The organism is Bifidobacterium sp. UTCIF-38, from assembly GCF_006454495.1.
Classification (GTDB): domain Bacteria; phylum Actinomycetota; class Actinomycetes; order Actinomycetales; family Bifidobacteriaceae; genus Bifidobacterium; species Bifidobacterium callitrichos.
Map to the genome: position 1 here is coordinate 44,848 of NZ_JFAL01000006.1, position 23,445 is coordinate 68,292.

The window sequence follows — 23,445 nt, forward strand, 5'->3', positions numbered from 1 at the left end:
CCGGGCATCATGACGCACGCGTAGCGCGTCCGTAATTGCGGAACGAGCCGGCCCACGAAGCAGGTCTGAGAGTCAGTCAATTCAACAACGAATTTACGGCGCAGGACACTAGGGCGGCGCAGATGCTGGCTCACGTACAGGGCATATCTTCTGTGAAGATAGATTCTTTCGTTGTTTTTCTTGCGATCCTGTATGGCGCTTTTTTATTAATGCTTCTTAAATGCTTTTATAAAAGCGTAAACTACTATGCCGATAACGCTGAATGCCATTATGCCGATAACGGCTTCTCCTATTAAAGCTCCCATAATATGCCTCATTGATACCTTGAAGAACAGATATTGTCATAACCGACAACGGCGCATTGCAAATACAACATGCCTCCTCCTCCGGCTGTCGTGGAGTAGATCCAAGTCATTTTTGCTGTCGTAGAATTATTCCATCAGTGCTGCTTATCGCTTGTGCCTGAATTTGGTCGTTGCAATACTCTGTAGCGTTAGCTGAAGTAGGCACTGTGCAGATGGTTGCTAGCATAAAAAGTGTGACAAAAAAGAAATATAACGATGCATTTTGTTCTCCTTTGAGCACATTTCCATTATATGTGCATAACGGTGAGATGTCAACGCCGACGCATACACCGCTACACCGTTCTCGCTACACTGTTGGGGTGATGAACGAGGACATGAGTAGGAATCTGCATATGCGCCGCAAGCCCGAGGTGCTTGCCCCGGCCGGCAATCTGCGCGGGCTCAAGACCGCCGTCGACTATGGCGCCGACGCCGTCTACTGCGGCGGCAAGGCCTTCGGCATGCGCTCCGCTCCGAAGAACCTGAGCCTGGAGGACTTCGAGGAGGGTGCCCGCTATGCGCACGAGCGCGGATCGCGCGTCTACGTCACTCTGAACGTACTGCCCCGCAATGCCGAGGTCGAGGCGATGCGCGACTACATCGGCCAGCTGAAGGACACCGGCATCGACGCGATGATCGTCACCGACATCGGCGTGATGATGATGGCCCATCAGATCGCCCCCGATGTCGAACTGCACGTCTCCACGCAGGCCGGCGTCACCAACTACGGTGCCGCGCAGGCTCTCTACGAGTTCGGCGCGCGCCGCGTCGTGCTTGCGCGCGAGATGGATCTCGAGGCCGTGCGCGACATCCGTGCCCGCATCCCCGACGACATGGACATCGAATGCTTCGTCCACGGCGCGATGTGCATGGCGTTCTCCGGCCGCTGCCTGTTCTCCAACTACCTGACCGGCCGCGACGGCAATCACGGCGAATGCGCCCAGCCCTGCCGCTGGAAGTACTCGATCGTCGAGGAGAAGCGCCCCGGACAGTACTTCCCGATCGAACAGACCGAGGAAGGCGCATACCTGTTCAACTCGCAGGACATGTGCATGCTCGAGCACATCGACGATCTCATCGACTCCGGCGCGACGAGCCTCAAGATCGAGGGTCGCTCCAAGTCCGCCTACTACATCGCGGCGATGACCAACGCGTACAAGACCGCCGTCAACGAGTACATGGTCCAGCGCGGCTTCGAAACCGCCGACGGCACGGTGCTGCAGCCGTTCCGCGATCGCGTGATCCGCGAGAGCGATCCCGACTACGCCGCCTCGATCGGCGAGAAGCCCGATCGGATCGAACGCGACGCCGACAAGGCGTTCGCCGGCGTGCCCGGAGGCGACATCGGGCTGGAGTTCGCGGGCGATGCCGCGCCGACCGCGCCGACAGTGCCGACCGAGGACGCCGCGGCCCGTTCCGCCGGCGGCGCCGAACTCGACGAACTGAGCTACAAGGCCCGCTCCGCACGCCGCAAGTCGAACACGCGCGAGGAGGTGCTGCCCGAAGGCTGGCATCACGCGAAGGTCCGCCCCGCCGAACACGTCACCCTGCCCGACTGGCTGCTCGACGAGCCGGACAAGGTCGCCCACCGCGACTACTCCACCGGCTTCTACTACCCGGAGCACAAGGTCACGCAGAACACCAACCGCTCCGCCTACTTCCGCGCGTGGATGGTCGTCGGCGAGGTGCTCTCGTGGAGCCCGGAGCGCGGCGGACGAGTCACCATCATGAGCCGCAACAAGATCGAACCCGGCCAGCTCGTCGAATTCGTGCTGCCCGGCGAGCCTCCGCTCGTCTACACCGTGCCGGCCCGCGGACTCGAGGACGCCGACGGCGTGCCGGTCTCGGCGATCAACAATCCGGCGCACGTGTTCTCGCTGCCATGCCCGCACGAGGTGCCGGACAACGCCGCCATCCGCTCGCGCACGAAGCATCCGACCCTCAAGGCCGAATAGCCCCGCATCCATCATCGCCAAGACTTCGACTGACTTCGACTGACTTCGACCGTAAGGAGAACCCACATGAGCGAATACGACGATACGATCATCGACTCCAACAAGATCAGCTCCACCGACCGCGACGGCCGTCCGATCCCGGTGACCATCCCGATCGCGCTCGCCCCCGGCGTGACCGTCGTCTACACCACCCGACTCGGCGGCCTGAGCACCGGCGACTACGGCAACCTCAACCTGGGCGGCAAGTCCGGCGACGACCCGGAGGCCGTGCTGTCCAACCGCGTGGCCCTCGCCGAGGCGATCGGCGCCCGACTTTCGCTCGTCTCGCAGGTCCACTCCGGCATCGCCGTCGACGTGGACAGCGCCTTCGAGATCAACACCCCGTTCGGCTTCGACGTCTCCGGCACGAATCATACGGGCGATGCCGCCGACTCCGCCGCGCCGCAGGTCAAGGAGGCCGACGGACAGGTGACCACGCGCACCGGCATCGCCCTGGGCATGTTCGCCGCCGACTGCCTGCCCGTGCTCATGGCCGACCCCGAGGCCGGCGTGATCGGCGCCGCCCACTGCGGCCGCCGCGGTCTCGAGAAGGGCGTGATCGGCGCAACCGTCGACCTGATGAAGCTCAAGGGCGCCGATCCGAACCGCATCGTCGCCACGCTCGGCCCCCGCATCTGCGGCGACTGCTACGAGGTCGGCGACGAGATCGCCGACACGTTCGAGAAGCGCTTCCCGCTGACCCGGACCACGACCCGATTCGGCGGCGCCGGCATCGACATCGCCGAAGCCGCGATGATCGACCTCGCCTTCGCCGGCGTGAGCCACGTCGTCGATTCGATGCCGCGCGTCCACGCCGCCACCGAATACCTCGAGGAGGATACGGAGCTCGCCGAACTGTGCCGCACCGACGGCGAGGGGCCGGCCGAGCTCGCCGAACGCATCGGCGCGATCAACCACTCGATGTGCACCCTCGAGAACCCGCTGTGGTACTCCCACCGCCGCGCCTCCAAGGCCGGCAAGACGCACGAGGGGCGCCTCCTCGCCCTCATCGTGCGTCACTAGTCACCGGTTGCCCTCGCGGCCGGCCCCTACCGGTACAGCTCCTTCGCCAGTTCGATCAGCGTCTTGTCCGAACCGGCGGGGCCGATGAGGCATGCGCCGCACGGCAGGCCGTCGGCGGTCTCCAGCGGGATGTTCACCGCCGGCAGACCGCCGACGCCCGCGATCGACGTGAGCCGCAGCGTCTGGGCGCGCGCATGCTCGACCATCGTCACATCCCCGTTGTTGACAAGGAACGGCGCCACCGACGACGCCGACGGGATGAGCAGCGCATGCCGTCCGATGATGCCGCGCACCAGCGTACGCGCCTGTTCGAGACGCGTGCACCCGCGCCTGTAGTCGTCCTCACCGATCGTCGCATCATGGCGGAACCGCTCGGCGATCTCCGGAGCCGGCGAATCCCAATGCCTCGAGATCCACGCGCCGTTGGCACGCCACGCCTCGAACCCGCGCACGACCTGGAAGATCGCGAGCAGCTCGTCGAGCATGTTCGGCGTGATGCCGGCGTTGTCCACCTGTTTGCCGCTCTTGCGCAGCGCCGTGTCGCGGAACGCCTCAAACGCCTCGCGCACATCGTGCTCGGCGAGAGGATCGAGGTCCGTCGCGATCGCGAGCCCGTCGATCGCGTCTCCCGATTCGCGATCCGGCATCAGCGCGCGGGCCACGAATCCCAGCGTCTGCGCATCGCGTGTCATCCAACCGACCGTGTCGAACGAGTCGGACAGCGGATGGATGCCCCTGCGGCTGATGCGGTCATGCGTCGTGCGAATGCCCCACAACCCCTGATACGACGCGGGAATGCGGATCGAACCGGCGGTGTCCGTGCCGAGACCGATCTGCGCCTGACCAAGCGCCACAGCCGACGCCGGACCGGACGACGAGCCGCCGCTGATGCGGTCCGGGGCCTTCGGATTCGGTGGCGTGCCGTAATGCACGTTCGCACCGGCCAGCGAATACGCGAACTCGTCCGTCTGCGCGATGCCGACGATCGACGCGCCCGCGTCGCGCAGCATATCCACCGCGTCGGCGTTCGTCTCGCACACGGGGGAGTCGGCGAGGAAATCGGGATTGCCCGCGCCGATGCGCTGCCCGGCGACGGCGTAGAGATCCTTGACCGCGACGCCCATGCCGCTCAACGGACCCTGCTTGGCCGCGGGCATCAGCGGAGTTCCCGCCACGCGCCACACGCGCCGGTCCAGCGCGGGAGCGGGGTAGGTCAGATGCGCGGCGACGATCCGCCACACGCCCGGCACGCCCGACGCATCGCGCGCGCCTCGATGGGCGTCCTGCGCACCTGCCGTCCCGGCGGCCTCGCCGTGGATCCGCATCCACACCTGCGTCTGGATCACCTTGCCGCCGGCGACCTTGTCGAACTCGGAGACGACGACCGCATTGTCCGCATCCAGCTGACGCGCCACGCGCCGGTGCAGTCTGCGGGCGGGAGCGCCGCCGCGCTTGGCGCGGAACGCGGTGATCGCATTGTGTCCCACGCGCATGCCCGCACCATCCGAGCGCACGACCGGAATGTCGTCGGGATTGTCCGCGAAGAGTTCGGAAAGCGTATCCGTGTCGTTCGCCATCAGCGCGCGCTCGTAGCGTTCGATCGCCGTGCGCAGCGCCGGGTCAAGCGTCTCCGCATTGTCGAATGCGGGCGCGCTCGTGGCCTTGGAAGCCGAAATCGCCATCACTGTCTCCTCATGTCGATGCGTACTGATTCAGCCGTGAACGATCCGATCGCGGCGATCGCCTCATCGTATCCGGGGCAGTCGCGGAACATCGTAAGATTCACGAGTCCGTGCGCTCCCTTGACGATGTCGACCGCCTGCGTCACGTCGAAGTCGACCGTCGCCGACAGCAGCAGATACGCCTGATGACGCGGCAGGCCGAACAGCGTCGAAACCATGTCGATCGTGTGCTCGACGCTCTGTTTGAGCGCGTCGTCGAGCGTGTCGCCGAGCCCCAGCGGAATGAGCGCACCGTGCGCCACCGCGAACGGCAGATCGGTGCGGCCGAACAGCGACTTCGCGCGCGAGACTGGCACGACCTCGACATGCAGCGTGGCCCTCAGGGAGGCCTCAAGCGCCGTCAGCGCCACCTCGCCGTTGCCTTGCGCGAAGTGCGGGTCGCCGACGTACAGGCCCGCGCCCTCGACCTGCACCGGCAGGAACAGCGTCGCGCCCTCGGTCAGGTCGTTCAGGTCGATGTTGCCGCCGAACTCGGCCGGCGGGATCGAGCTCGGCCGTGTTTCGCAGGCCGTCGTCACGCCCGTGATGCCGAGGAACGGCCGCATCGGGAATCGCACGGCCGGGCCGTCCGCGGCGGATGGGCAGACGCGGAACCAAGCGGTGCCCGTCTCCTCGTCGGCACGGCAGAACTGGCCGTAATCGCCGTCGAAGTCCGTGCTGTTCGCGAGCACGCCGCGCGCGTGTCGGGTCGAGATCACGCCGTAGGGCACGCGCGGCTCGAGCTTGACGATCGAGACGGCCAGCAGATCGCCGGGATGCGCGCCGGGCACGCGGATCGGGCCGGTGACCACATGCGGGCCGTCGGCGTCAGGATCGCGCGGCGCCTCGCGTACGATCGCCGCCGCGTCGTCGAGCACCTCGTCGGCCGGCACGCCGTGCGAGCCGAAATAGGCGATCGGATCACTGCCCTGGTCCGGCAGCAGCCCCTCATGACTCACCGTATCAATGACGATGCTGCCGCCCGGTTCGACCTCGCCGACCACGCGACCGGAGGATGCCATGTCGCCGCTCGCGGGCAGACGTCCCCACAGCACGTGGTCGGGGGTCGACGTCACATAGTTCGCGTCCGCCGGCACGTCGACGCCGGTCTGCAGAATGCGTGTCATATCGCTCCTTGCCCTTTCGGAACCGTTCAGAACCGTTCAGGACCGTTCGGAACCGGACGGTGCCGGTTCCTCCGTCGCGTACGGCCGACGAATCAGATTCGCCGGATCGCCGGCCTCGTTGAAGTCATCCGCATGCACCGTCACCCCGCCGATCATCGTACGGCTGATGACGCCGTCGAGCACGCGGCCGTCGAACGCGCTGATCGGATTGCGGCTCAGCAGCTCGTCCGCATGCACGGTGAACCGCTCGTCCGGCCTGATGACGACCAGATCGGCGCGCATGCCCGGCGCGATCGCACCGCGATCATGGAATCCGGCGAAACGGGCCGTGTTCTCGCTCATCCAACGCACCGCGTCGGCCAGCCCCAATCCACGACGCTTCGCCTCGGTCAGCACCGCGCGGAACCCGACCTGCAGACTGGAGACACCGCCCCACGCCTTCGCAAGACCTCCGGCCTTCATCGCGGCGGTCGCAGGCGAATGGTCGGTCGCGATGAAATCGAGCGTTCCGTCGACGAGCCCGGTCCACAGGGCATCCTGCTCGTCGAGGCTGCGGATCGGCGGGCAGCATTTGAACGCCGTGTTCCCGTCGGGGATGTGATCGCAGTCGATCGTCAGATAATGCGGACAGGTTTCGGCCGTGATCGGCAGGCCCTTGGCCTTGGCCTCGCGGATCACGTCGAGGGACGCGCCGCAGGAGATGTGCAGCAGATGCGTGCGGCACCCGGTGCGTTCGACCGCCTCGACGACCTGCGCCACCGCGTGCGCCTCGCACTCGGCGGGACGCGAGTCGGCGAAGCTGCGATACGAGTCGGTCACATGTCCGCCGTGCGCGGCGAGCTCGCGCGGATCCTCGGCGTGGATGATGAGCTGGCCACCGAAGGACGCGATCTCGCGCATCGCCGCCTCCAGCTTCGGGTAGGCGAGCGAACCGTACTCGTCGACGCCGCTGGGGGAGAGGAAGCATTTGAATCCGAACACGCCCTCATCCCACAGGCGCTTCAACATGCCGATGCCGAGATTCGTCTCGTCGACGCCGCCCCAGAAGCCGAGCTGCGTGTGCGCCTTATGCTCGGCGCAGGCCTTCTTCACGTTCAATGCATCGACGGTCAGCGTCGGCGGATTCGAGTTGAGCGGCATGTCGAGCACGGTCGTCACCCCGCCCGCCGCGGCCGCGCGGGTCGCATGGTCGAAGCCCTCCCATTCGGTGCGACCTGGCTCGTTGATGTGCACGTGCGTGTCCACAATGCCGGGGATGAGCACCTCGTCGTCGTGCAGGGCGATCGTCTCGCGGGCGGCGACGGGGGCTGCCGATTGCGCCTCATCCTCGTCGTCCAGCCCACGGCCGCGCGTCACCGAAATGATCCGTCCGTCGTTCACTAGCACGGTGCCGTTCACCACGGTTCCGCCGAGCAGCATCCGGCCGGTGATCCTCAGGTCGACGTCGTTCATCCCGCTCATCTCACGCCTCCATCGCCAGCACGACGTCCGCGTTCAGCGCCGCGGACCGGGCTTCGGCCTCATCGGCCGCCGCACGCAGTCGCGTCGCGACGTTCTCGATCGCATGCGCGAACGCGTCGGCACCGTACGCTACGTCGTCCTCGCGCACCGATTCGAGCGGACTGTGGCTGATGCCGCCCTTGCATCGCACGTACAGCATCGCGATCGGCAGCAGCCCGGCCACGGCCATGCCGTCATGGCCTGGATAGCTGATCAGTCCGAACGCCTCCTTGCCCTCCGACTGTTCGATGCCCTCCTCGATGCAGGAGCGCAGGAACGGGTCGCACTGCGCGCTGTCGGCGGTGTGGATGCACTCGCGATCCATCGTCACGTGATAGCGCTCGCACACGTCGGTGGCCATATCCCAGATCCTCGCGAACGTCTCGTCGCGCAGCTCGTCGGTACCGGCTCGCAGGTCGAGGCTGAACGTTGTCTTGCCGGCGATCACGTTGACGCCGCCCGGCTCGGCGCTGATCTCGCCGACGTTCGCGCGCGTGCCCGCCTCGCGGCTGATGCGGTCGATGCCGGTGATGATCTCGGCCGCCGCGGTCAGCGCGTCGTGACGCAGATCGTACGGGGTGGCGATATGACAGCTCAGGCCGTGGATCGTCACCATGTAGCGCGAGGCTGCGGCGATCGAACTGACGGACGAGAGCGCGCGGTCCCTCTGCTCGAGGATCGGCCCCTGCTCGATATGGAACTCGAGATAGCCGATCGCGTCCTCGGTGGTGTGCGCCGCCTCGGCGACGCGATCGGGGTCGAGACCGAAATCGCGGAACGCCTGTCGCATCGTGACGCCGTCCGCGTCTCTCAGATCGAGCCACTCGTCGTTCCAGCCGCCGCCGAGCGCGTAGGAGCCGAGCAGCGTCGCGCCGAATCGCGCGCCCTCCTCGTCGCCGAATCCGACGACCTCGAGGGCGAACGGCAGCGTCGCGGTCTCGCCGGACTTCACCAGATGTTCCGCCACGGACAGCGCCGTGATCACGCCGAGGATGCCGTCGTACTTGCCGGCGTCGGGCACCGAATCGAGGTGGGAGCCGAGCACCAGCGCGGGCAGTCCGTCGCGCTCGCCTTCGGCGCGGCCGCGCAGGTTGCCGGCCGGGTCGATGCTCACCTTGAGTCCGGCGTCCCTCATCCAGCCGCCGACCAGTTCGAAGGCCTTCGCCATCTGCGGTGACAGGTACGTGCGTTCGATGCCGTCCTTCATGCTGGTCAGTGTGGCCAGCTGATCGCACCGGTCCATGATCGTCCGGGCCGCGTCCTCGGCCCACTGCGCTGCGCTCATTTGATTGCCTCGGTTCAGTTGCGTGTGATGTGTGGTTGTTTCGATTACTCGCCGTAGACTTCGAGCGCCGCCTCGATGCCCTTGTCGGTGCTCACCTTGACGCCGTTGCGTTCGAGCACGTTGCCGAGCGCCGCCGCACAGGTCAGGACCGCGTCCTTGCGCGCGTTGACGCCCATCACGCCGATGCGCCAGATCGTGCCCTTGAGCGGGCCGAACGAGGAGGCGATCTCGACGGAGAAGTCGTTGAGCAGCTGCGCGCGGATGGCCGCATCGTCCACCCCTTCCGGGATGACCACGCCGACCACGTCGTTCATGCGGTGGGACTGGTCGCCGTACAGCTTCAGGCCCATGCCCTCGATGGCGGCCGACATCGCCCTGCCGTTGAGCGCATGGCGGGCGATCGCGTTGTCGATGCCCTCCTCGCACACGATGCGTGCGGCCTCGTGCACGGCGTACAGCGCATGTGTGGCCTCCGTGTGGTGGTTCAGGTGGCGCGGACCCCAGTAGTCGAAGATCTGCGCCATGTCGAAGTAGTTGCTGTGGATGCGATCCTCGTCCGGGGCGATCTCGCCGGCGTTGGCGACGCCCGCCTCGATGCTGCGGCGCTCGTTGATCACCTCGACCGCGCGGTCGGACACCGTGATCGGCGCGGAGCCGGACGGGCCGCCGAGGCACTTCTGCATGCCGGTGGTGACGATGTCGAGTCCCCACGCGTCGGCCTGCATGTCGTTGCCGACCAGGCTCGCGGTGGCGTCGGTGTAGAGCAGTGCGCCGTACCTGTGGCAGATGTCGCCCAGGCCTTCGAGCGGCTGGCACATCGTCGTGGAGGTGTCTCCCTGGACCGTGGCGACGAGCTTCGGCCTGACCTCCTTGATCGCCTCCTCGATCTCGGCGAGCGTGAACACCTCGCCCCACGGGCGTTCGATGACGTGCACGTCGGCGCCGGCGCGTTCGGCGATCTCCTTGAGCAGCATGCCGAATCGGCCGGCGCAGCACACGAGCACAGGGTCGCCGGGCGCGAGCACGGAGACCAGCGCCGCCTCGATGGCGGAGCGGGAGGTGCCGTCGACGACCATCGTCTGCTGGTTACGGGTCTTGAAGATGGTGCGGAACATCGCCTGCACCTCGCCCATCACCTTGAACATGTACGGGTCGAACTGGCCGACGGTGGGCTTGCTCATCGCGGTCAGGACGCGCGGATCCACGTTGACCGGGCCGGGCGCCATGAGCAGACGGTGCGGCGGGTTGACGGGCTTGATCTTGGACGTGTCGATGGTCTCTTCGGTGGTGACTGACATATCGCTCATCTCCTTGGCGGGAATCCTCGGTGAGGATGCGGTTCGTGTTCCTTGGGGCGGGTCCGTGCATGGTTTCCATTCATCGGACCCCGTCGTGATGAAAATTATTTCAGCACTGCCTCAATTCTGAAATTTTTCATTCATGTTAACGTGAGTTTTCGCGATGCGGGATGACGGGGCGCGGATGGAGCGTCCGTTCTCCGCTGGGAACGCCTCCGCACTCAACGGAATCGGACGCCGAAAGCCGGATTCGAGTCCGTTTGCCGTGGGCTGGGTCGGATCCTGGTGGGAAACGGGCGCAAAGAAACCGATAGGCGTCCGTTCCCCGCCAGAGTTCAGATGCTGTTGGTGGGAAACGGACGCCTATGGGGTGATACAGGATTACTTGGCAGTCGCCGTTGCCTTCAGTCGCGAGTGTGGGTGGGCGAAAGAGATCGACTGGTAGGGGTCTACTGGACAAATTGGTTGGTGTTTGATATATCGCCATTCGTTTCGGCGTACGGCGACGCGAGGCGTTGGAGAATGTCCAACTGTTTTCGATACGCGGCGGAGCCTTTGTCGGTGAGGGATACTTCGGTAAGTACCTGCCTTCCGCGCGCGATTTTGGACACCTCAACATAACCGGCATCCTCGAGAACGGTGATCTGTTTGCTCAATGTCGGCGCTGATACTTGCAATGCCGATCGCAGCGTGCGGTAATTCGCGGAATCCACTTCGGACAGTATTGACATCAGCGCGAAACGTATGGGAGACTGTACGGTCTTATCCCAAGACGATAGGTCCTCGGCTAATGTCACAGGTGATTCCCCTTCTTCAGCAGGTGTACGGCAAAGACGACGGTAGGAGCAGCTGCTGTTGCAAGCAACAGGCATGCGACGATGGCCGCCCATCCAAGTCCTTGGTTTGGGGTGCCCAAAGCGACGGGCATTCCGGCCTTCGATGCCGTTGCTCCCAAGAGTATGATGCCTGCTAGCGACAGCGCGTTACGCCAGTGCTTTGCAAAGTTCTCCAAGTTCCTCCCGCCATGGGGAATAAGCTGCCGGCTATGCGCCTCCGCCCTGGTCCAGAAGAATGAGAGTGCGACTGCAAACCCCGCAAACAGGAATATCGTCGCCCAGGACCAATCGTTTGCCAGAAAGACTCCACTGACAAGAAACAGCAGCATCTGAAGGATGCTGCCTGCGAGAACAACCAGTCCGTAACGTTTGGACAACGATGGATCCAGACGCTGTTGTGCTTGACGCGACTCCTGCAGGATCTGACGTGCCATATCGCTGGGTTTTGTGTCAATCATTATGGGGCCTCCTTATGCGACCGCTTATTATTATAGTAAAAATTGGCTGTACGTCAAGAGTTGCCGAAAATACAACACAAAACAAACTTGCAACTATTCCCTTTGTGTTATCGTGCGTAGTGCTGCGCCAAGAAGACCACAGCAGAAAAGAAGATAAAGTCATGAATCTCATGCACTCCAAGAAGGTAATCGCAGCATCGCTGGCCGCGATCGCATTGCTCGTTCCGGCTTCGCAGGCAAATGCCTCTATGACGACTGGCAGTTCATATGCCACGGACGTCATGTCGCAATCGACGAATTCGGGAGAACGGCTGAAGCCGCACACCTATGCGCTGGCGGTGGATACTAATCAGAGCTCAACCGCAATCAGGTTGACGCTTTCGCTTGGTGCCGGCAACTCTGTTGCATCGGTATCGGACGGGTCCGTCAACATTCTTGATTCTGCTGGCAATCTGGTGACTAATCTTCCTACCGATGCCGAGATGATCGAAAAGCAGAATCCCGACTTCATAGTGGGTAAGTGGGTGGTGGAATCCCCGAGTCAAGCGTCTCTCTTCATTGCGAGTAAGGATGCTTCATCGACGGTTTCTACCCTTGGATTCCGCTGGCCGAGGAAGGGTTGGTATCAATGCTTGTCCGACCATGGGATCTCGGGAGCTATCGCTGGTGCCGTTGCGGGTTGCGCCGGCACGGCGACAGAGGGATGCGTCGCCGGCGCATTGGCGGGATTCCCGGTTGCTGGTATTGCCGGCATCGTGTCTGGTTTGTGGCTCTGCAGAAGCAAGTACTGATGTAGTTGCTTTCCGGCGGGATTACGCCATTGTGTTTCACCCGTAGAATGGGTGAAACACAAGAAGGCGCTCTCGTCGACCTTTGGGCATGGCGTCCAATTGGTCGACATGAAGAATTCGGATGCGTCAAGTCCTGCGATCAGGCGGTTTCGCAGACCTCCTGATCGCGGACGGACGCGGCCTTCCCGCGGCGGGCGGCCTTGTCGGCGGCGAAGACTCGCGTCATCTTCTCGTGGTCGAGATCGCCCTCCCAGTTGGCCACCACGAAGGTCGCCACGCAGTTGCCGAGCAGGTTGATGAACACGCGCATCGAATCCATGATGCGATCCGCGCCGAGCAGCAGCGCCACGCCCGAGACCGGGAAGATGCCCAATGCGGTCGCCGTGGCGGACAGGGCGAGGAACGCCGAACCGGGTACGCCGGCCATGCCCTTGGAGGTGAGCAGCAGCACGCCGATCGCGACCAGCTGCTGGCCGAGGCTCAGATGCACGTCGAACGCTTGCGCGAGGAACAGCAGCGAGGTGGACAGGTAGATCGCCGCACCGTCGAGGTTGAACGAGTATCCGGTCGGCACCACGAGACCGGCCACACCGCGTGGGGCGCCCGCATCGATGAGCTTTTCGATGATCTGCGGCATCACCGCTTCGGTGGATGCGGTGCCGAGCGCCGTGCCGAATTCGGAGCGCGCGTAGGAGATGAAGGAGCCGAGCGGCACGCGGGCGAAGACCCATGCGATGAGGAACAGGATCGCGGCGAAGCAGACCGCGGCGCCGTAGCAGGCGGCGATGAGCTTGGCGTACTGGCCGAGCGTGCCGATGCCGTACTGGCCGATGATGTACGCCATCGCACCGAACGCGCCCAATGGCGCCACGCGCATGATCCAGCGCATGATGGTGAAGATCACGGTAAGTCCGGCATCCATGACGTCGAGCAGCGGCCTGACCTTCTCCTGGCCGACGGCGACGACCGCAAGACCGGCGAACACGGAGAACACCAGCACCTGCAGAATGTTGTTGTTGGCCAGAGCGTCGAAGATGCTCGACGGCAGTGCGCTCAGCACGAACGCGGAGAACGACGTCGTGGCGCTCGCCCCGTTGGTCTTGGCGTCAAGCGCGGAGGTGTCCAGAGAATTCGGATCGATGTTGAGTCCGGCTCCCGGTTGGACGAGGTTGCCGGTGATCATGCCGAAGACGATCGCGAACGTGGAGACGGCGAGGAAGTAGAGCAGCGCCTTGCCGCCCACGCGCCCCACGGCCTTGATGTCGCCCATGCGCGCGATGCCGGTGATGACGACCAGCAGGATCAGCGGCGAGATCACCATCTTGATGAGCACGATGAACGCGTCGCCCAGCAGCTTCACCTGTGCGGCGAATGACGGCCAGAGCATGCCGACGACGATGCCCGCGACGATCGCGACGACGAGCTGGAAGAACAGGGATCCGGCGATCGCCCTGATCGTGGCGCCGATGGAGGCGCGCGGGTGGCCGGAGCCGTTGCCGGACCCGCCGGGGCCGCCGGTTGCAGTGCGTGGTGCGATTGGTGCGGATTCCTTGACTTGTCCGATGGTGATGGCGGTCATCGTGCGCTCCTTGGCTGTATGGGGGAGCTCTCTGCGGGCTCTGTGATGGTGGAAGATGTTGGAAGATGTTGGAAGATGTTGGAGGTGACCTCAGTCGCGGGTGAAGGGGGAGAGGAGGCCGACGACCTCCTTGGCGGGCGGGGTGGCGAACTCGTCGCGTTTGGAGGTTTTCGCGCCGATGCGGACCATCGCCTCGACGAGGGAGGTGGCCGCGGCCACGCCGTCGATCACCGGCAGGCCGAGTTCCGACTGCAGTCGGGCGCACATGCCGGCCATGCCGGCGCATCCGAGCACGATCGCATCGGGCGAGGCGTCGGCGATCGTGCGCTCGCATTCGGCCCTGAGCGCCGCATACGCGCTCTCGGGGTCCTCGTCGAGTCCCAGCACCGGTACCTCGCATGCGCGGTAGGCGACGCATGCGCGCGTGAAGCCGTATTCGTCGACCAGATCGCGCGCCCGCCCGAGCGTGCGTCCGAGCGTGGTGACGATCGCGAACGACCGTCCGAGGAAGCTCGCCGCGTGGAACGCGCCCTCGGCGATGCCGATCACCGGGCCCGAGGCGAGTTCGCGCGCCGCGTGCAGGCCCGGATCGCCGAAGCATGCGAGCACGTATCCGTCGCATCCGTCGGCCTCGCCCTTGCGGATCTCGTCCATGACGCCGACGGCGGCCAACGCCTCGTCCGCGTGCGATTCGATCGACACCGGTCCCATCGTGGGACTGACCGCCTCGATCTCGACGTCCGACGAGACGGATGCGCGTGCCGCCGCCTCGATCGTGCGGGTCATGGACCACGTGGTGTTCGGATTGATGACCTTGATCCTCATGGGATGCCCCCGGTCAGTCCTTGATCGCCGCGCCGTCGTTGACGCTCGGATCGTCTGCGGCCAGCGGCACCATCTGCGGGCGCTTGGCCTCGAGCAGCGCGAAGAACAGGAATCCGAGACCGGCGCCGATGAACCAGCTGAAGTTGGACAGCCAGGTCACGTCGATGACGCCCATCTGCTTCAGAGGCGAGGGCAGCACGGCGCAGACGATGGACGGCACGCCGGCCAGCACGATCGCGAGCACCGCGTTCGGGTTGAATCCGTTGCGGTACCAGTAGCGTCCGCGAGGATCCATCGTGAACATGTCATCGACGGCGATGCGCTGGTGGGAGACCACGAAGTAGCCGGCCACGAGGATACCGAACAGCGGTCCGATGAGCGATCCGAGCAGATCGAGCGTGTAGTGGATGGCCTGATCGTTCGAGTACCAGTTCCACGGGGTGATGATCACGGAGCCGACCGCGGCGATCATGCCGCCGGTGCGCCAGCTGATCTTGCGCGGGTTGACGTGCGAGAAGTCGAAGGCGGGGGAGACGAAGTTCGCCACGATGTTGATGCCGACGGTCGCCACCACGAACGTGAGTCCGCCCAGAAGGATCGCGAACGGGGTGTCGATGCGCTCGACGGTCTTGATCGGGTCGGTGATGAGCTCGCCGAACACCGGCACGGTGGCGGAGGCGCACACCACGGTCAGCAGGGAGAAGACGAGGAAGTTGACCGGCAGGCCCCAGAAGTTGCCGCGCTTGACCGCGCCGTAGGTCTTGCCGTAGCGGGAGAAGTCGCCGAAGTTGAGCATCGGGCCGGAGAAGTAGGAGACGACGAGCGCGATGGCGGTGATCATCACCGGAATGGACTCCATGAAGCCCATCGGCCTGCCGCTGGAGAGGTTCAGGTCGATGGCGCCGAGACCGCCGGCGCGCGCCACGAGGTAGATCGCGAGGACGAACATGACCGCGTAGACCAGCGGGCCGGCCCAGTCGATGAACTTGCGGATCGTGTCCATGCCGGTCCAGAACACGCATGCCTGCGCCACCCACAGAATGCCGTACGAGATCCAGCCGAGCGCCGACAGGCCGAGGAACGAGTAGTCGGTGGCGAGCGGCTGGGCCGCCGGAATGAACTTGAGGAAGATGATGTTGAGCGACTCGCTGGCCAGGTAGGTCTGCACGCCGTACCAGGCGACCGCGATGATGCCGCGGATGATCGCCGGGATGTTCGCGCCCTTGACGCCGAACACGAAGCGCATCGTCACCGGGAACGGCACGCCGGCGCGCTGGCTGGGCTTGGCGATCAGGTTGACGAGCGCCTGGACGATGACGATGCCGACGATCAGGGCGATGAACACCTGCCAGCTGGCGATGCCGAGCGCGAACAGGCTGCCGGCGGTCACGTAGCCGCCGACGGAGTGCACGTCGGACATCCAGAACGCGAAGATGTTGTACCACGACCACGTCTGGTGCTTGAGCGGCGCGAGGTCGGCGTTGGCCAGCCTCGGATCGTATCCGTCCTTGATGATGGTGGCGTCGTCCGGTTCTGCGGGTTCCGGTACCGGCGGCTCCTTGACTTGTCCGATGGTGATGGCGGTCATCGCGTGCTCCTTACGTTCTGTGGTCGGCTGTGGTTTTCGACCTGCCATCATTAACGGAAATTAATATTTCACTTCCGCCGATCCGAAAATTTCGTTTTCTTTTCCGCATGCCCGATTTGGAAACCCGCATGACACATACCGTCCCGAGAAGCCCGATTCAGGACTCGAAACCGCCCCATCCGTTTACCCCGGGGAAACAATCATCCGAAACAGTGTGATTCATGACCGCTGAAATCCATCTTTCAGACCCCGATGCCACGTCCGGCGCCACGTCCGGCGCGTCGAACGACGTGTCCGCCGTCGACCGCATCCGGCGGACCTTCGACGAGCTCACCGCCACCGAGCAGGAGGCCGCGCGATTCATCCTCGGCCACCTGACCGACGTGCTCGTGTGCAATTCGGCCGAACTCGCCGAACTGAGCGGCGTCTCCCAGCCGACGATGAGCCGCCTGTACCGCAAGCTCGGCTACGCCAACGCCGGTGAGTTCCGCCGTGACGTGCGTCGCTTCCACCAGCCCGGATCGCCCGAACTCGCCAGCGTCGGCGAGGACGACGAAGCCGGCGGGCTCGTCGCCTCGCATATGGACCGCGAGCTCACCGCCGTGCGCCGCACCTTCTCCAGACTCGACGAGACGTCCATACGTCAGGCGGCCAAGGCGATCGTCAACGCCCGCCGCGTATGCGTCATCGGACTGAGAAACGGATATCCGATCGCCCTGCATCTGCGCGAACAGCTCATCCAGCTGCGCGCCGACGTGCGCGTCCTGCCGCAGCCCGGCCAGTCCATCGCCGAGGAGATCGTCGACTACGGACCCGCCGACGTCGCGATCGTCATCGGCGTGCGCCGCCGCCCAGCGACGTTCCCCGCCCTCGTCGCCGCGCTCGCCGACGCCCGGGTGCCGATGATCGTCATCGGCGACGCCACCGTGCGCTCGTCACTGCCCGCGTCCGCCCCGCCGATCACCGTCCTCGAGGCCGACCTGAGTTCGCACGTGCTCTCCAGCTACACGGCCGCCTTCGCGCTCGCCGCCCTGCTGGTCGATGCCGTCTCCGACTGTCTGCCGGCCGAGGAGTCGGCCGCCCGCATCAGCGCGATCAATCGCCTGTTCGACGACATGGGCGAACTGGAGTCATCCCCCCGCCGTCGCCAGTAGCTTCCGTTGTGAATTCATTGATGAATCGACTGCCTCTCAGACCTGCTTCGCGGGCCGGCTCGTCATGCAATTACGGACGCGCTGCGCGCGTGTCTTGTCGGTTCGCATGTTGCCTGCAAGCAGCTTCTCCGTTTGCTCCATGGCAACGTCCCGACAGGGGTGGGGTAACGCCCTGGCCAACAGCAACGTCCTGACAAGGGGAGCTGGGAATGAGGCCAAATGCGCTTCCGACGCGAGGTGCCAGACACTCGGCCGCGCCATTACAGGCTGACTCAATTGTGCCGCCCAGCCGCGCCGCCCGACCACATGCCGACCGTCTGTGCCCCTGCTGTGCCGTCCAATTGTGCCTCCCGGTCGCACCCCCTGCTGTGCTGCCCGGCTGTGCCTCCATCTATGCCTCCATCTGTGCCGCTCAACGCATTTTTCGGTGTTTTTGGCGTTGAGCGGCACGACGATACATCATTACCGCCTCACCGCCTTTTTGACACATTGTCAAAATGGCTATTTTCCAACGATTCTGCAATGGCCAGTATTCCAAGAACTGCCCCTGCCGCCGATGCGTCTGCCGTTGAACGTGAAAAACCGCCGAAATCGCGTTGAGCGGCACGGTTTTCTGCCACTCAACGAACATCAACCGATTGACGTGCGCTGAGTGGCAGACTTGTCACGCGTTCATCCCTGATCCGCCCCGGACACCGTATCGGCCCCCACGTGATCGGACGTTTTCGTCATTTCCCCTACCCCTCTCAACGCCGGTTCCTACGGGATCAGACGTAACGGAACAAGAAATGCGGGTTATTGCAACGGATTCTACAGGATCGGACGTTTTCCCCCGACCTTGCAAGCTCCCATAACGTCGGATCCTGCGGGATCGGGCACAATGGGGCGGGGAATGTGGGTTGCTGCGGCGGATCCTATGGGGTCGGGCGCAATGGGCTCGGACCGGACTGGACGCTCGGGCTGGATTTGTTTGGCGGGCGGATAGTTGACGCAGGCCTGTGCGACACCTGCGTGACGCAGACCTGAGAGGCAGTCAATTCAACAACGAACGACGCCAGTAGGCCCCCGTGCGCGTACACATTCCGTGCAGACACCGTGAGCCGACTCACACTCGCCCGCCCCTCGTTCTACGGTTGGAGTCATTATGACCGAGAGAGAACAGAATACCCCCGTCCAGTCTGCCCCGGCGCCCGTCGTCGCCGTGGTTCTCGCCGCCGGATTCGGCACGCGATTCGACCCCGACAACCCCAAGCAGCTCGTCTCCGTGGGCGGCAAACCGATCGTGTGCTGGAGCATCGAGGCGTTCGAGCGCTGCGAACGCGTCACCGACATCGTCGTGGTCGTCAACGAGAAGGTGCGTGCCACCGTCGAGGAGCTGATCGAGGAGGCCGGATACGGCAAGGTCCGCGTCGTCATCGACGGCGGCGCCGAACGCGTCGACAGCACCGCGGCCGCGCTCGACATGCTCGCGCAGGCGGGCATCCCCGACAACGCGAAGATCCTCATCCACGACGCGGTCCGCCCGTTCGTCGCGCCGTCCGCGATCGACGGGTCGATCGACGCGCTCGACCAGTTCAACGCCGCCACCGTCGCGTTCGCCTCCACCGACACGATCCTCCTGACCGAGGATCTGGGCGATCGCAAGGTCGTCAAGGCCGTGCCCGATCGTCCGAACACGTTCCGAGCGCAGACGCCGCAGTCGTTCCGTTTCGCGACGATCCGCCACGCGTACGAACTGGCGTCCGCCGACCCCGACTTCCATCCGACCGACGACACGCGCGTCGTCGTCGACTATCTGCCCGACGAGCCGGTCGCGATCGTCGCCGGTGCCGAGACGAACCTGAAGATCACGACGATGGCCGACATCCCCGTCGCCGAGCGCATCGCCGCCGATCTGACGCACCACATGACCAAGGAGGAGGCCAAGGCCCGCATGCACGCGCTGCTGAGCGGCGCCGCGGCCCAGATGGCACGCAGGTAGCGGCTCGGCGCGGGTAGACTTGGTGTCATGCAGCAGCTCAGTGTCGTGATCTCCGGCTTCGATCATTACGATGACGTCCGCGTCAACCCGTCCTACGAGGTGCCCAAGGCATTGGCCGAAAAGGGTGTGGACGGGCTTGATGACGTGGAGCTCGCCATCAGCGCGGTGAGCCTGCCCGTGAGCTTCGCGAAGGCATGGCCGACCCTGCGCGAGACCATCGAGGCCGCGCATCCGAACATCGTCATCGCCACGGGTCTCAAGCACGCGGCCCGCGGCGTGATGCTCGAACGGTGCGCCACGAACCTGATGGACGCCGCCAAGCCGGACGTCGACAACATGACGCCCCGCCGCGCTCCGATCGATCCGAACGGTCCGGCCGCGTACTGGACGCGTCTGCCGCTGCGTTCGATCCTTGCCGATTTCACGCGTGACGGCATTCCCGCCACCCTAAGCTCCGACGCCGGCACCTTCGTGTGCAATTCGCTGTTCTACAACCTGCTCAACTGGGCGTCGGGTCAGGACAAGGTGCTCGCCGGATTCGTGAGCTTCCCGCTGATCAACGAATCGCGCCACCCGCAGCACGGTCTGCCGCTGCGCCATCTGGTGACCGCCGGTGCCGACGTCGTGCGCGACAGCGTGCGCTACTATCGCAGACCCACGTCGGGCGACATCCTCATCGCCTGATTTCGGCCTTTCGCCTCCGGTCGAACGAAAATGGATGAAGCTGTGTGAATCGCAGATAATCGCTGCTCGTCTCCGGCGTGTTTGGGCTACGATGCTGAAAGCGTACGGGGCCCGTCTCGGACGGGACAACGAGTGATGTGCTGAGCCCGATCAGGCGAAAGGAATGAGGGACATGGATCAGTTCCCGATTGTGTTGAGGGGATACGACAAGGACAAGGTCGACGAAGCATTCGCCACCGCGCAGGCCAGCGTGCGTCAGGCGCAGCAGACCCTCGCGGGCATGCGCGAGCAGATCGCCGCGAGCGACGCCCGCATTCTCAAGCTGCAGGCGCAGCTCGAGGAGGAGAAGAAGCGCAAGCCGAAGTCGAGCAGCTTCGCCTCGCTCGGCGCCAACGCACAGCAGATGCTCGCCTCCGCCGAACAGACCAGCTCCGAGCTGCTCGAGCGCGCCAAGTCCGACGCCGCGGCAACCCGCAAGGCCGCGCAGGCGCAGGCCCAGACCCTGATCAACAACGCCAAGCTCGACGCCAAGCACATCGTCGACGACGCCTCCCAGAAGGCGTCCACGATCCTCGCCCAGGCCAACACCGAAGCGGACACCATCACCACCTCCGCGAAGAACAACGCCGCCCAGCTGCGCGCGGAAACCGCGAAGAACGTCACCGAGCAGCGTCAGACCGTCGAACTGGAGCTGAGCAACTCCCGTGAGGCGCACGACAAGCAGCTCGCCTCCGAGAAGGCCAAGCAGGAGCGCGAGCTCTCCGATCTCAAGGCCGAGGCCACCGCGCAGATCGCCGCCCAGCGCAAGAGCACCAATGAGGAGCTGGCCCGTCTCAAGTCCGAGGCGAATGACCAGATCGAGGCCGCGCTCGCCGAGGCGAACAAGAAGCTCGCCGACGTGCGCGAGCAGGTCTCCAAGATGATGACCGACGCGCAGCGCCGCGCCGGCGAGATCGTCGACGACGCCAAGTCCAAGGCGCAGGAGATCAACGACGAGGCCGAGGTCAAGCGCACCAAGACGATGAGCCAGGTCAACGCGGAGGTCGAGCAGATCCGCACCGATATCGCCGCCCAGCAGGACGAGGCCACGAAGAAGGTCTCCGAGCTGCTCGACAACCTCGAGGAGCGTCGTACCGCCGCCAAGAAGGAGGCCGACGAGCTGGTCGGCCAGGCCAAGACCGCCCGCGAGGAGGCCGATGCCTACGCCGCCGCGAAGCGCGCCGCCGCAGACGAACAGGCCACCGCCACCCTGCGCAAGGCCAGCGAGGACGCCGAACGTCAGATCGAGGAGCGTCGCACCGCCGCCCAGCAGGAGCTCGATGGTCTCAAGCACCACATCGCCGCCCTGCAGCAGCGCGAGGCGCAGATCACCCAGCGTGTCAGCGAGCTGCGTGCCATGTTCTCCAACGCCTTCGCCGGCTTCGTCGGCGGCGAGGAGACCCCCGCCCCCGACGTTCCGGTCAACGCCCCGGTCCCCGGCGCCTCCGGCGAGCCTGCTGCTGTCGCCGAAGCGGAGCAGCCCACCTCCGAGGCCGGCCCCGAGGCCGAGCCTGAGGCCGAGTCTGACGAAACGGTAGCCCTCCCCACCAACCCGGCCACCACTCAGGAATCCCCGGAGGCGCAGAAGTAACAGCCAGTCGCAGTTAGTCACGCGTTTACTGCTTCCCTTGGGGTTGACCGGATTGTAAGGTAGTGCCCCGAAACCAACCCACAAGGTCAGTAAAAGGAGCACAAAGCTATGACCACCCTGCAGCCGTTGAGCAGCGAGGCCCTGTCCGCCCTGCGCGAGGAATTCGACGCGGACGGCACCAACCGCATGGCGATGAACGCGGTGACCGCCGCCGGCATCAACACCGTCGCCAAGAACTACGATCGCGCCCGCCTGCTGCAGCGTCGCTTCTCCACCGTCATCGACAACGGCGAGGCCACGCATCAGGATCACTCCGGCCGCTGCTGGCTGTTCAGCTCGCTGAACGTCGCCCGCTTCGTCGCAAAGAAGAACCTGAACGTCAAGGAGTTCGAGTTCTCGCAGAACTACGCGATGTACTACGACAAGCTCGAGCGCATCAACTACTTCCTGCAGGACGTCGCGGCCCTCGTGCGCGCCGGCGAACCGGCTGATTCCCGTCTGATCCAGCACCTGCTCGCCGACGTGATGGGCGACGGCGGCCAGTGGACGATGGCGATGAACGTGTACAAGAAGTACGGTGCGGTGCCGAAGGACCTGTTCCCGGAGACCGAGTCCTCGAAGAACACCGGCCCGATGAACACGCAGCTGCGTCACATGCTGCACACCGCCGTCGCGCACATGTTCGCCGCGCACACCGCCGGTGAGGACGCCGGCATCGACGAGACCATCGCCGACGCCCGCGCCGCCGGTCACCGCATGCTGACCATCCACCTCGGCGAGCCGCCGGTCTCCTTCGACTGGGAGTGGACGGACAAGGACGGCGAGTTCCACCGCGATGGCGAGATCACCCCGCAGGAGTTCTGGGCGAAGTACGTCGGCTCCGCCGATCTGGAGAGCTACGTGTGCCTGGTCGACGATCCGCGTCAGGAGCACCCGAAGGGCAGGAAGATCGCCATCGAGCATCTGGGCAACGTCGCCGGCGGCGACGCGACCGAGTACCTCAACGTGCCGAACCAGTTCATGAAGGACTGCGTCAAGCAGATCCTCGTCGAGCAGGGCATCCCGGTGTGGTTCGGCGCTGACTGCGGTCCGTTCATGGACCGCGAGTCCGGCGCGTGGGCGACCGACCTGTTCGAGTACGGTTCGATCTACGACGTCGACTTCGATCTCGACAAGGAGGCTCGCGTGCGCTTCGCCGATTCCGCGATGAACCACGCGATGGCCTTCGCCGGCGTGGATGTCGCCGATGACGGCTCCACCCGCCGTTGGCGCGTCGAGAACTCCTGGGGCACCAAGATCGCCGACAAGGGCTACTTCACGATGAGCGACGACTGGTTCACCGAGTACGTCTACGAGGTCGCCGTCCCGAAGGCGCTCCTGCCCGAGGAATACCTCAAGGCCCTCGAAGAGCCCGCCATCTCCCTGCCCGCATGGGATCCGATGGGAGCTCTTGCCTGAGTCGACACGCCGTGTGGCGGACGGCTTCTGCCAATAACCTTCACTAATCTGCCGATCGTTCCACAGAACGGTCGGCAGATGCCGTTTTCGTGGCATGATCGCTACAGTAAGGTCCTTGTTGCATAGCAAGTATCGATGCAGGCCGATGTACGTACACCGATGAGAAAGG

Annotated in this window: 19 protein-coding genes; 9 read left to right on the forward strand and 10 right to left on the reverse strand. The window is 64.7% G+C overall.

Features of this window, described 5'->3' with window-relative positions; genetic code table 11:
* Window positions 1-679 precede the first annotated feature (679 nt).
* Both BW11_RS02510 and BW11_RS02515 read left to right on the forward strand, forming a co-directional pair.
* Complete coding sequence (locus BW11_RS02510) at window positions 680-2,299, forward strand: U32 family peptidase (protein WP_181162460.1); 1,620 nt, start codon at window positions 680-682, stop codon at window positions 2,297-2,299.
* Between the two features lie 66 nt (window positions 2,300-2,365).
* Entirely contained in the window at window positions 2,366-3,361 is a 996-nt protein-coding gene (locus BW11_RS02515; RefSeq protein ID WP_043164641.1) for a polyphenol oxidase family protein, read from the forward strand.
* A 26-nt stretch (window positions 3,362-3,387) separates the two neighbouring features.
* Here the strand turns inward: BW11_RS02515 and BW11_RS02520 are convergent, their stop codons facing one another.
* From BW11_RS02520 to BW11_RS02550, 7 genes are all read right to left on the reverse strand, one after another.
* Window positions 3,388-5,043, reverse strand: coding sequence for an AtzH-like domain-containing protein (locus BW11_RS02520; protein ID WP_140444558.1), 1,656 nt, complete (start codon window positions 5,041-5,043; stop codon window positions 3,388-3,390).
* Window positions 5,043-6,209: an acetamidase/formamidase family protein gene (locus BW11_RS02525; protein ID WP_140444557.1), complete on the reverse strand. Its 1,167-nt coding sequence runs from the start codon at window positions 6,207-6,209 to the stop codon at window positions 5,043-5,045. Before BW11_RS02525 ends, BW11_RS02520 begins: the two co-directional genes overlap by 1 nt.
* A 36-nt stretch (window positions 6,210-6,245) precedes the next feature.
* A complete protein-coding gene (allB, locus tag BW11_RS02530; RefSeq protein ID WP_258184510.1) occupies window positions 6,246-7,670 on the reverse strand; it encodes an allantoinase AllB in 1,425 nt (474 codons plus the stop codon).
* 1 nt (window position 7,671) lies between these two features.
* Complete coding sequence (locus BW11_RS02535) at window positions 7,672-8,994, reverse strand: Zn-dependent hydrolase (protein WP_140444556.1); 1,323 nt, start codon at window positions 8,992-8,994, stop codon at window positions 7,672-7,674.
* 44 nt (window positions 8,995-9,038) lie between these two features.
* Window positions 9,039-10,292, reverse strand: coding sequence for an alanine--glyoxylate aminotransferase family protein (locus tag BW11_RS02540; protein ID WP_140444555.1), 1,254 nt, complete (start codon window positions 10,290-10,292; stop codon window positions 9,039-9,041).
* Between the two features lie 449 nt (window positions 10,293-10,741).
* Window positions 10,742-11,182 (reverse strand): transcriptional regulator, encoded by a 441-nt coding sequence (locus tag BW11_RS11490; RefSeq protein ID WP_140444554.1) that lies wholly within the window; start codon window positions 11,180-11,182, stop codon window positions 10,742-10,744.
* Window positions 11,086-11,586: a hypothetical protein gene (locus tag BW11_RS02550; protein WP_140476340.1), complete on the reverse strand. Its 501-nt coding sequence runs from the start codon at window positions 11,584-11,586 to the stop codon at window positions 11,086-11,088. Before BW11_RS02550 ends, BW11_RS11490 begins: the two co-directional genes overlap by 97 nt.
* A 161-nt stretch (window positions 11,587-11,747) precedes the next feature.
* Here BW11_RS02550 and BW11_RS02555 point away from each other — a divergent pair, with 161 nt between their 5' ends.
* Complete coding sequence (locus BW11_RS02555) at window positions 11,748-12,377, forward strand: hypothetical protein (RefSeq protein WP_140444553.1); 630 nt, start codon at window positions 11,748-11,750, stop codon at window positions 12,375-12,377.
* 139 nt (window positions 12,378-12,516) lie between these two features.
* Here BW11_RS02555 and BW11_RS02560 read toward each other — a convergent pair whose 3' ends face one another.
* The 3 genes from BW11_RS02560 to BW11_RS02570 form a co-directional block, all read right to left on the reverse strand.
* Complete coding sequence (locus tag BW11_RS02560; protein ID WP_140444552.1) at window positions 12,517-13,956, reverse strand: cation:dicarboxylate symporter family transporter; 1,440 nt, start codon at window positions 13,954-13,956, stop codon at window positions 12,517-12,519.
* 90 nt (window positions 13,957-14,046) lie between these two features.
* On the reverse strand, window positions 14,047-14,781 hold the full coding sequence (locus BW11_RS02565; protein ID WP_140444551.1) for an aspartate/glutamate racemase family protein: 735 nt from the start codon (window positions 14,779-14,781) through the stop codon (window positions 14,047-14,049).
* Between the two features lie 13 nt (window positions 14,782-14,794).
* On the reverse strand, window positions 14,795-16,369 hold the full coding sequence (locus tag BW11_RS02570; protein WP_140444550.1) for an NCS1 family nucleobase:cation symporter-1: 1,575 nt from the start codon (window positions 16,367-16,369) through the stop codon (window positions 14,795-14,797).
* Between the two features lie 221 nt (window positions 16,370-16,590).
* On the opposite strand from BW11_RS02570, the gene BW11_RS02575 reads away from it, so the two are divergent.
* The 6 genes from BW11_RS02575 to BW11_RS02600 all read left to right on the forward strand — a co-directional run bounded on the left by BW11_RS02575 (window position 16,591) and on the right by BW11_RS02600 (window position 23,276).
* Window positions 16,591-17,523 (forward strand): MurR/RpiR family transcriptional regulator, encoded by a 933-nt coding sequence (locus BW11_RS02575; RefSeq protein ID WP_140444549.1) that lies wholly within the window; start codon window positions 16,591-16,593, stop codon window positions 17,521-17,523.
* A gap of 405 nt (window positions 17,524-17,928) precedes the next feature.
* Window positions 17,929-18,123, forward strand: a complete 195-nt coding sequence (locus BW11_RS02580) for a hypothetical protein (protein ID WP_140444548.1) — start codon at window positions 17,929-17,931, stop codon at window positions 18,121-18,123.
* Between the two features lie 544 nt (window positions 18,124-18,667).
* Window positions 18,668-19,504: an IspD/TarI family cytidylyltransferase gene (locus BW11_RS02585; protein ID WP_043164632.1), complete on the forward strand. Its 837-nt coding sequence runs from the start codon at window positions 18,668-18,670 to the stop codon at window positions 19,502-19,504.
* A 27-nt stretch (window positions 19,505-19,531) separates the two neighbouring features.
* Window positions 19,532-20,188, forward strand: coding sequence for a pyroglutamyl-peptidase I (locus BW11_RS02590; protein WP_140444547.1), 657 nt, complete (start codon window positions 19,532-19,534; stop codon window positions 20,186-20,188).
* A gap of 172 nt (window positions 20,189-20,360) precedes the next feature.
* Window positions 20,361-21,818, forward strand: a complete 1,458-nt coding sequence (locus tag BW11_RS02595; RefSeq protein ID WP_140444546.1) for a cell division protein — start codon at window positions 20,361-20,363, stop codon at window positions 21,816-21,818.
* Window positions 21,819-21,926: 108 nt separating this feature from the next.
* Entirely contained in the window at window positions 21,927-23,276 is a 1,350-nt protein-coding gene (locus tag BW11_RS02600; protein WP_140444545.1) for a C1 family peptidase, read from the forward strand.
* Window positions 23,277-23,445 lie beyond the last annotated feature (169 nt).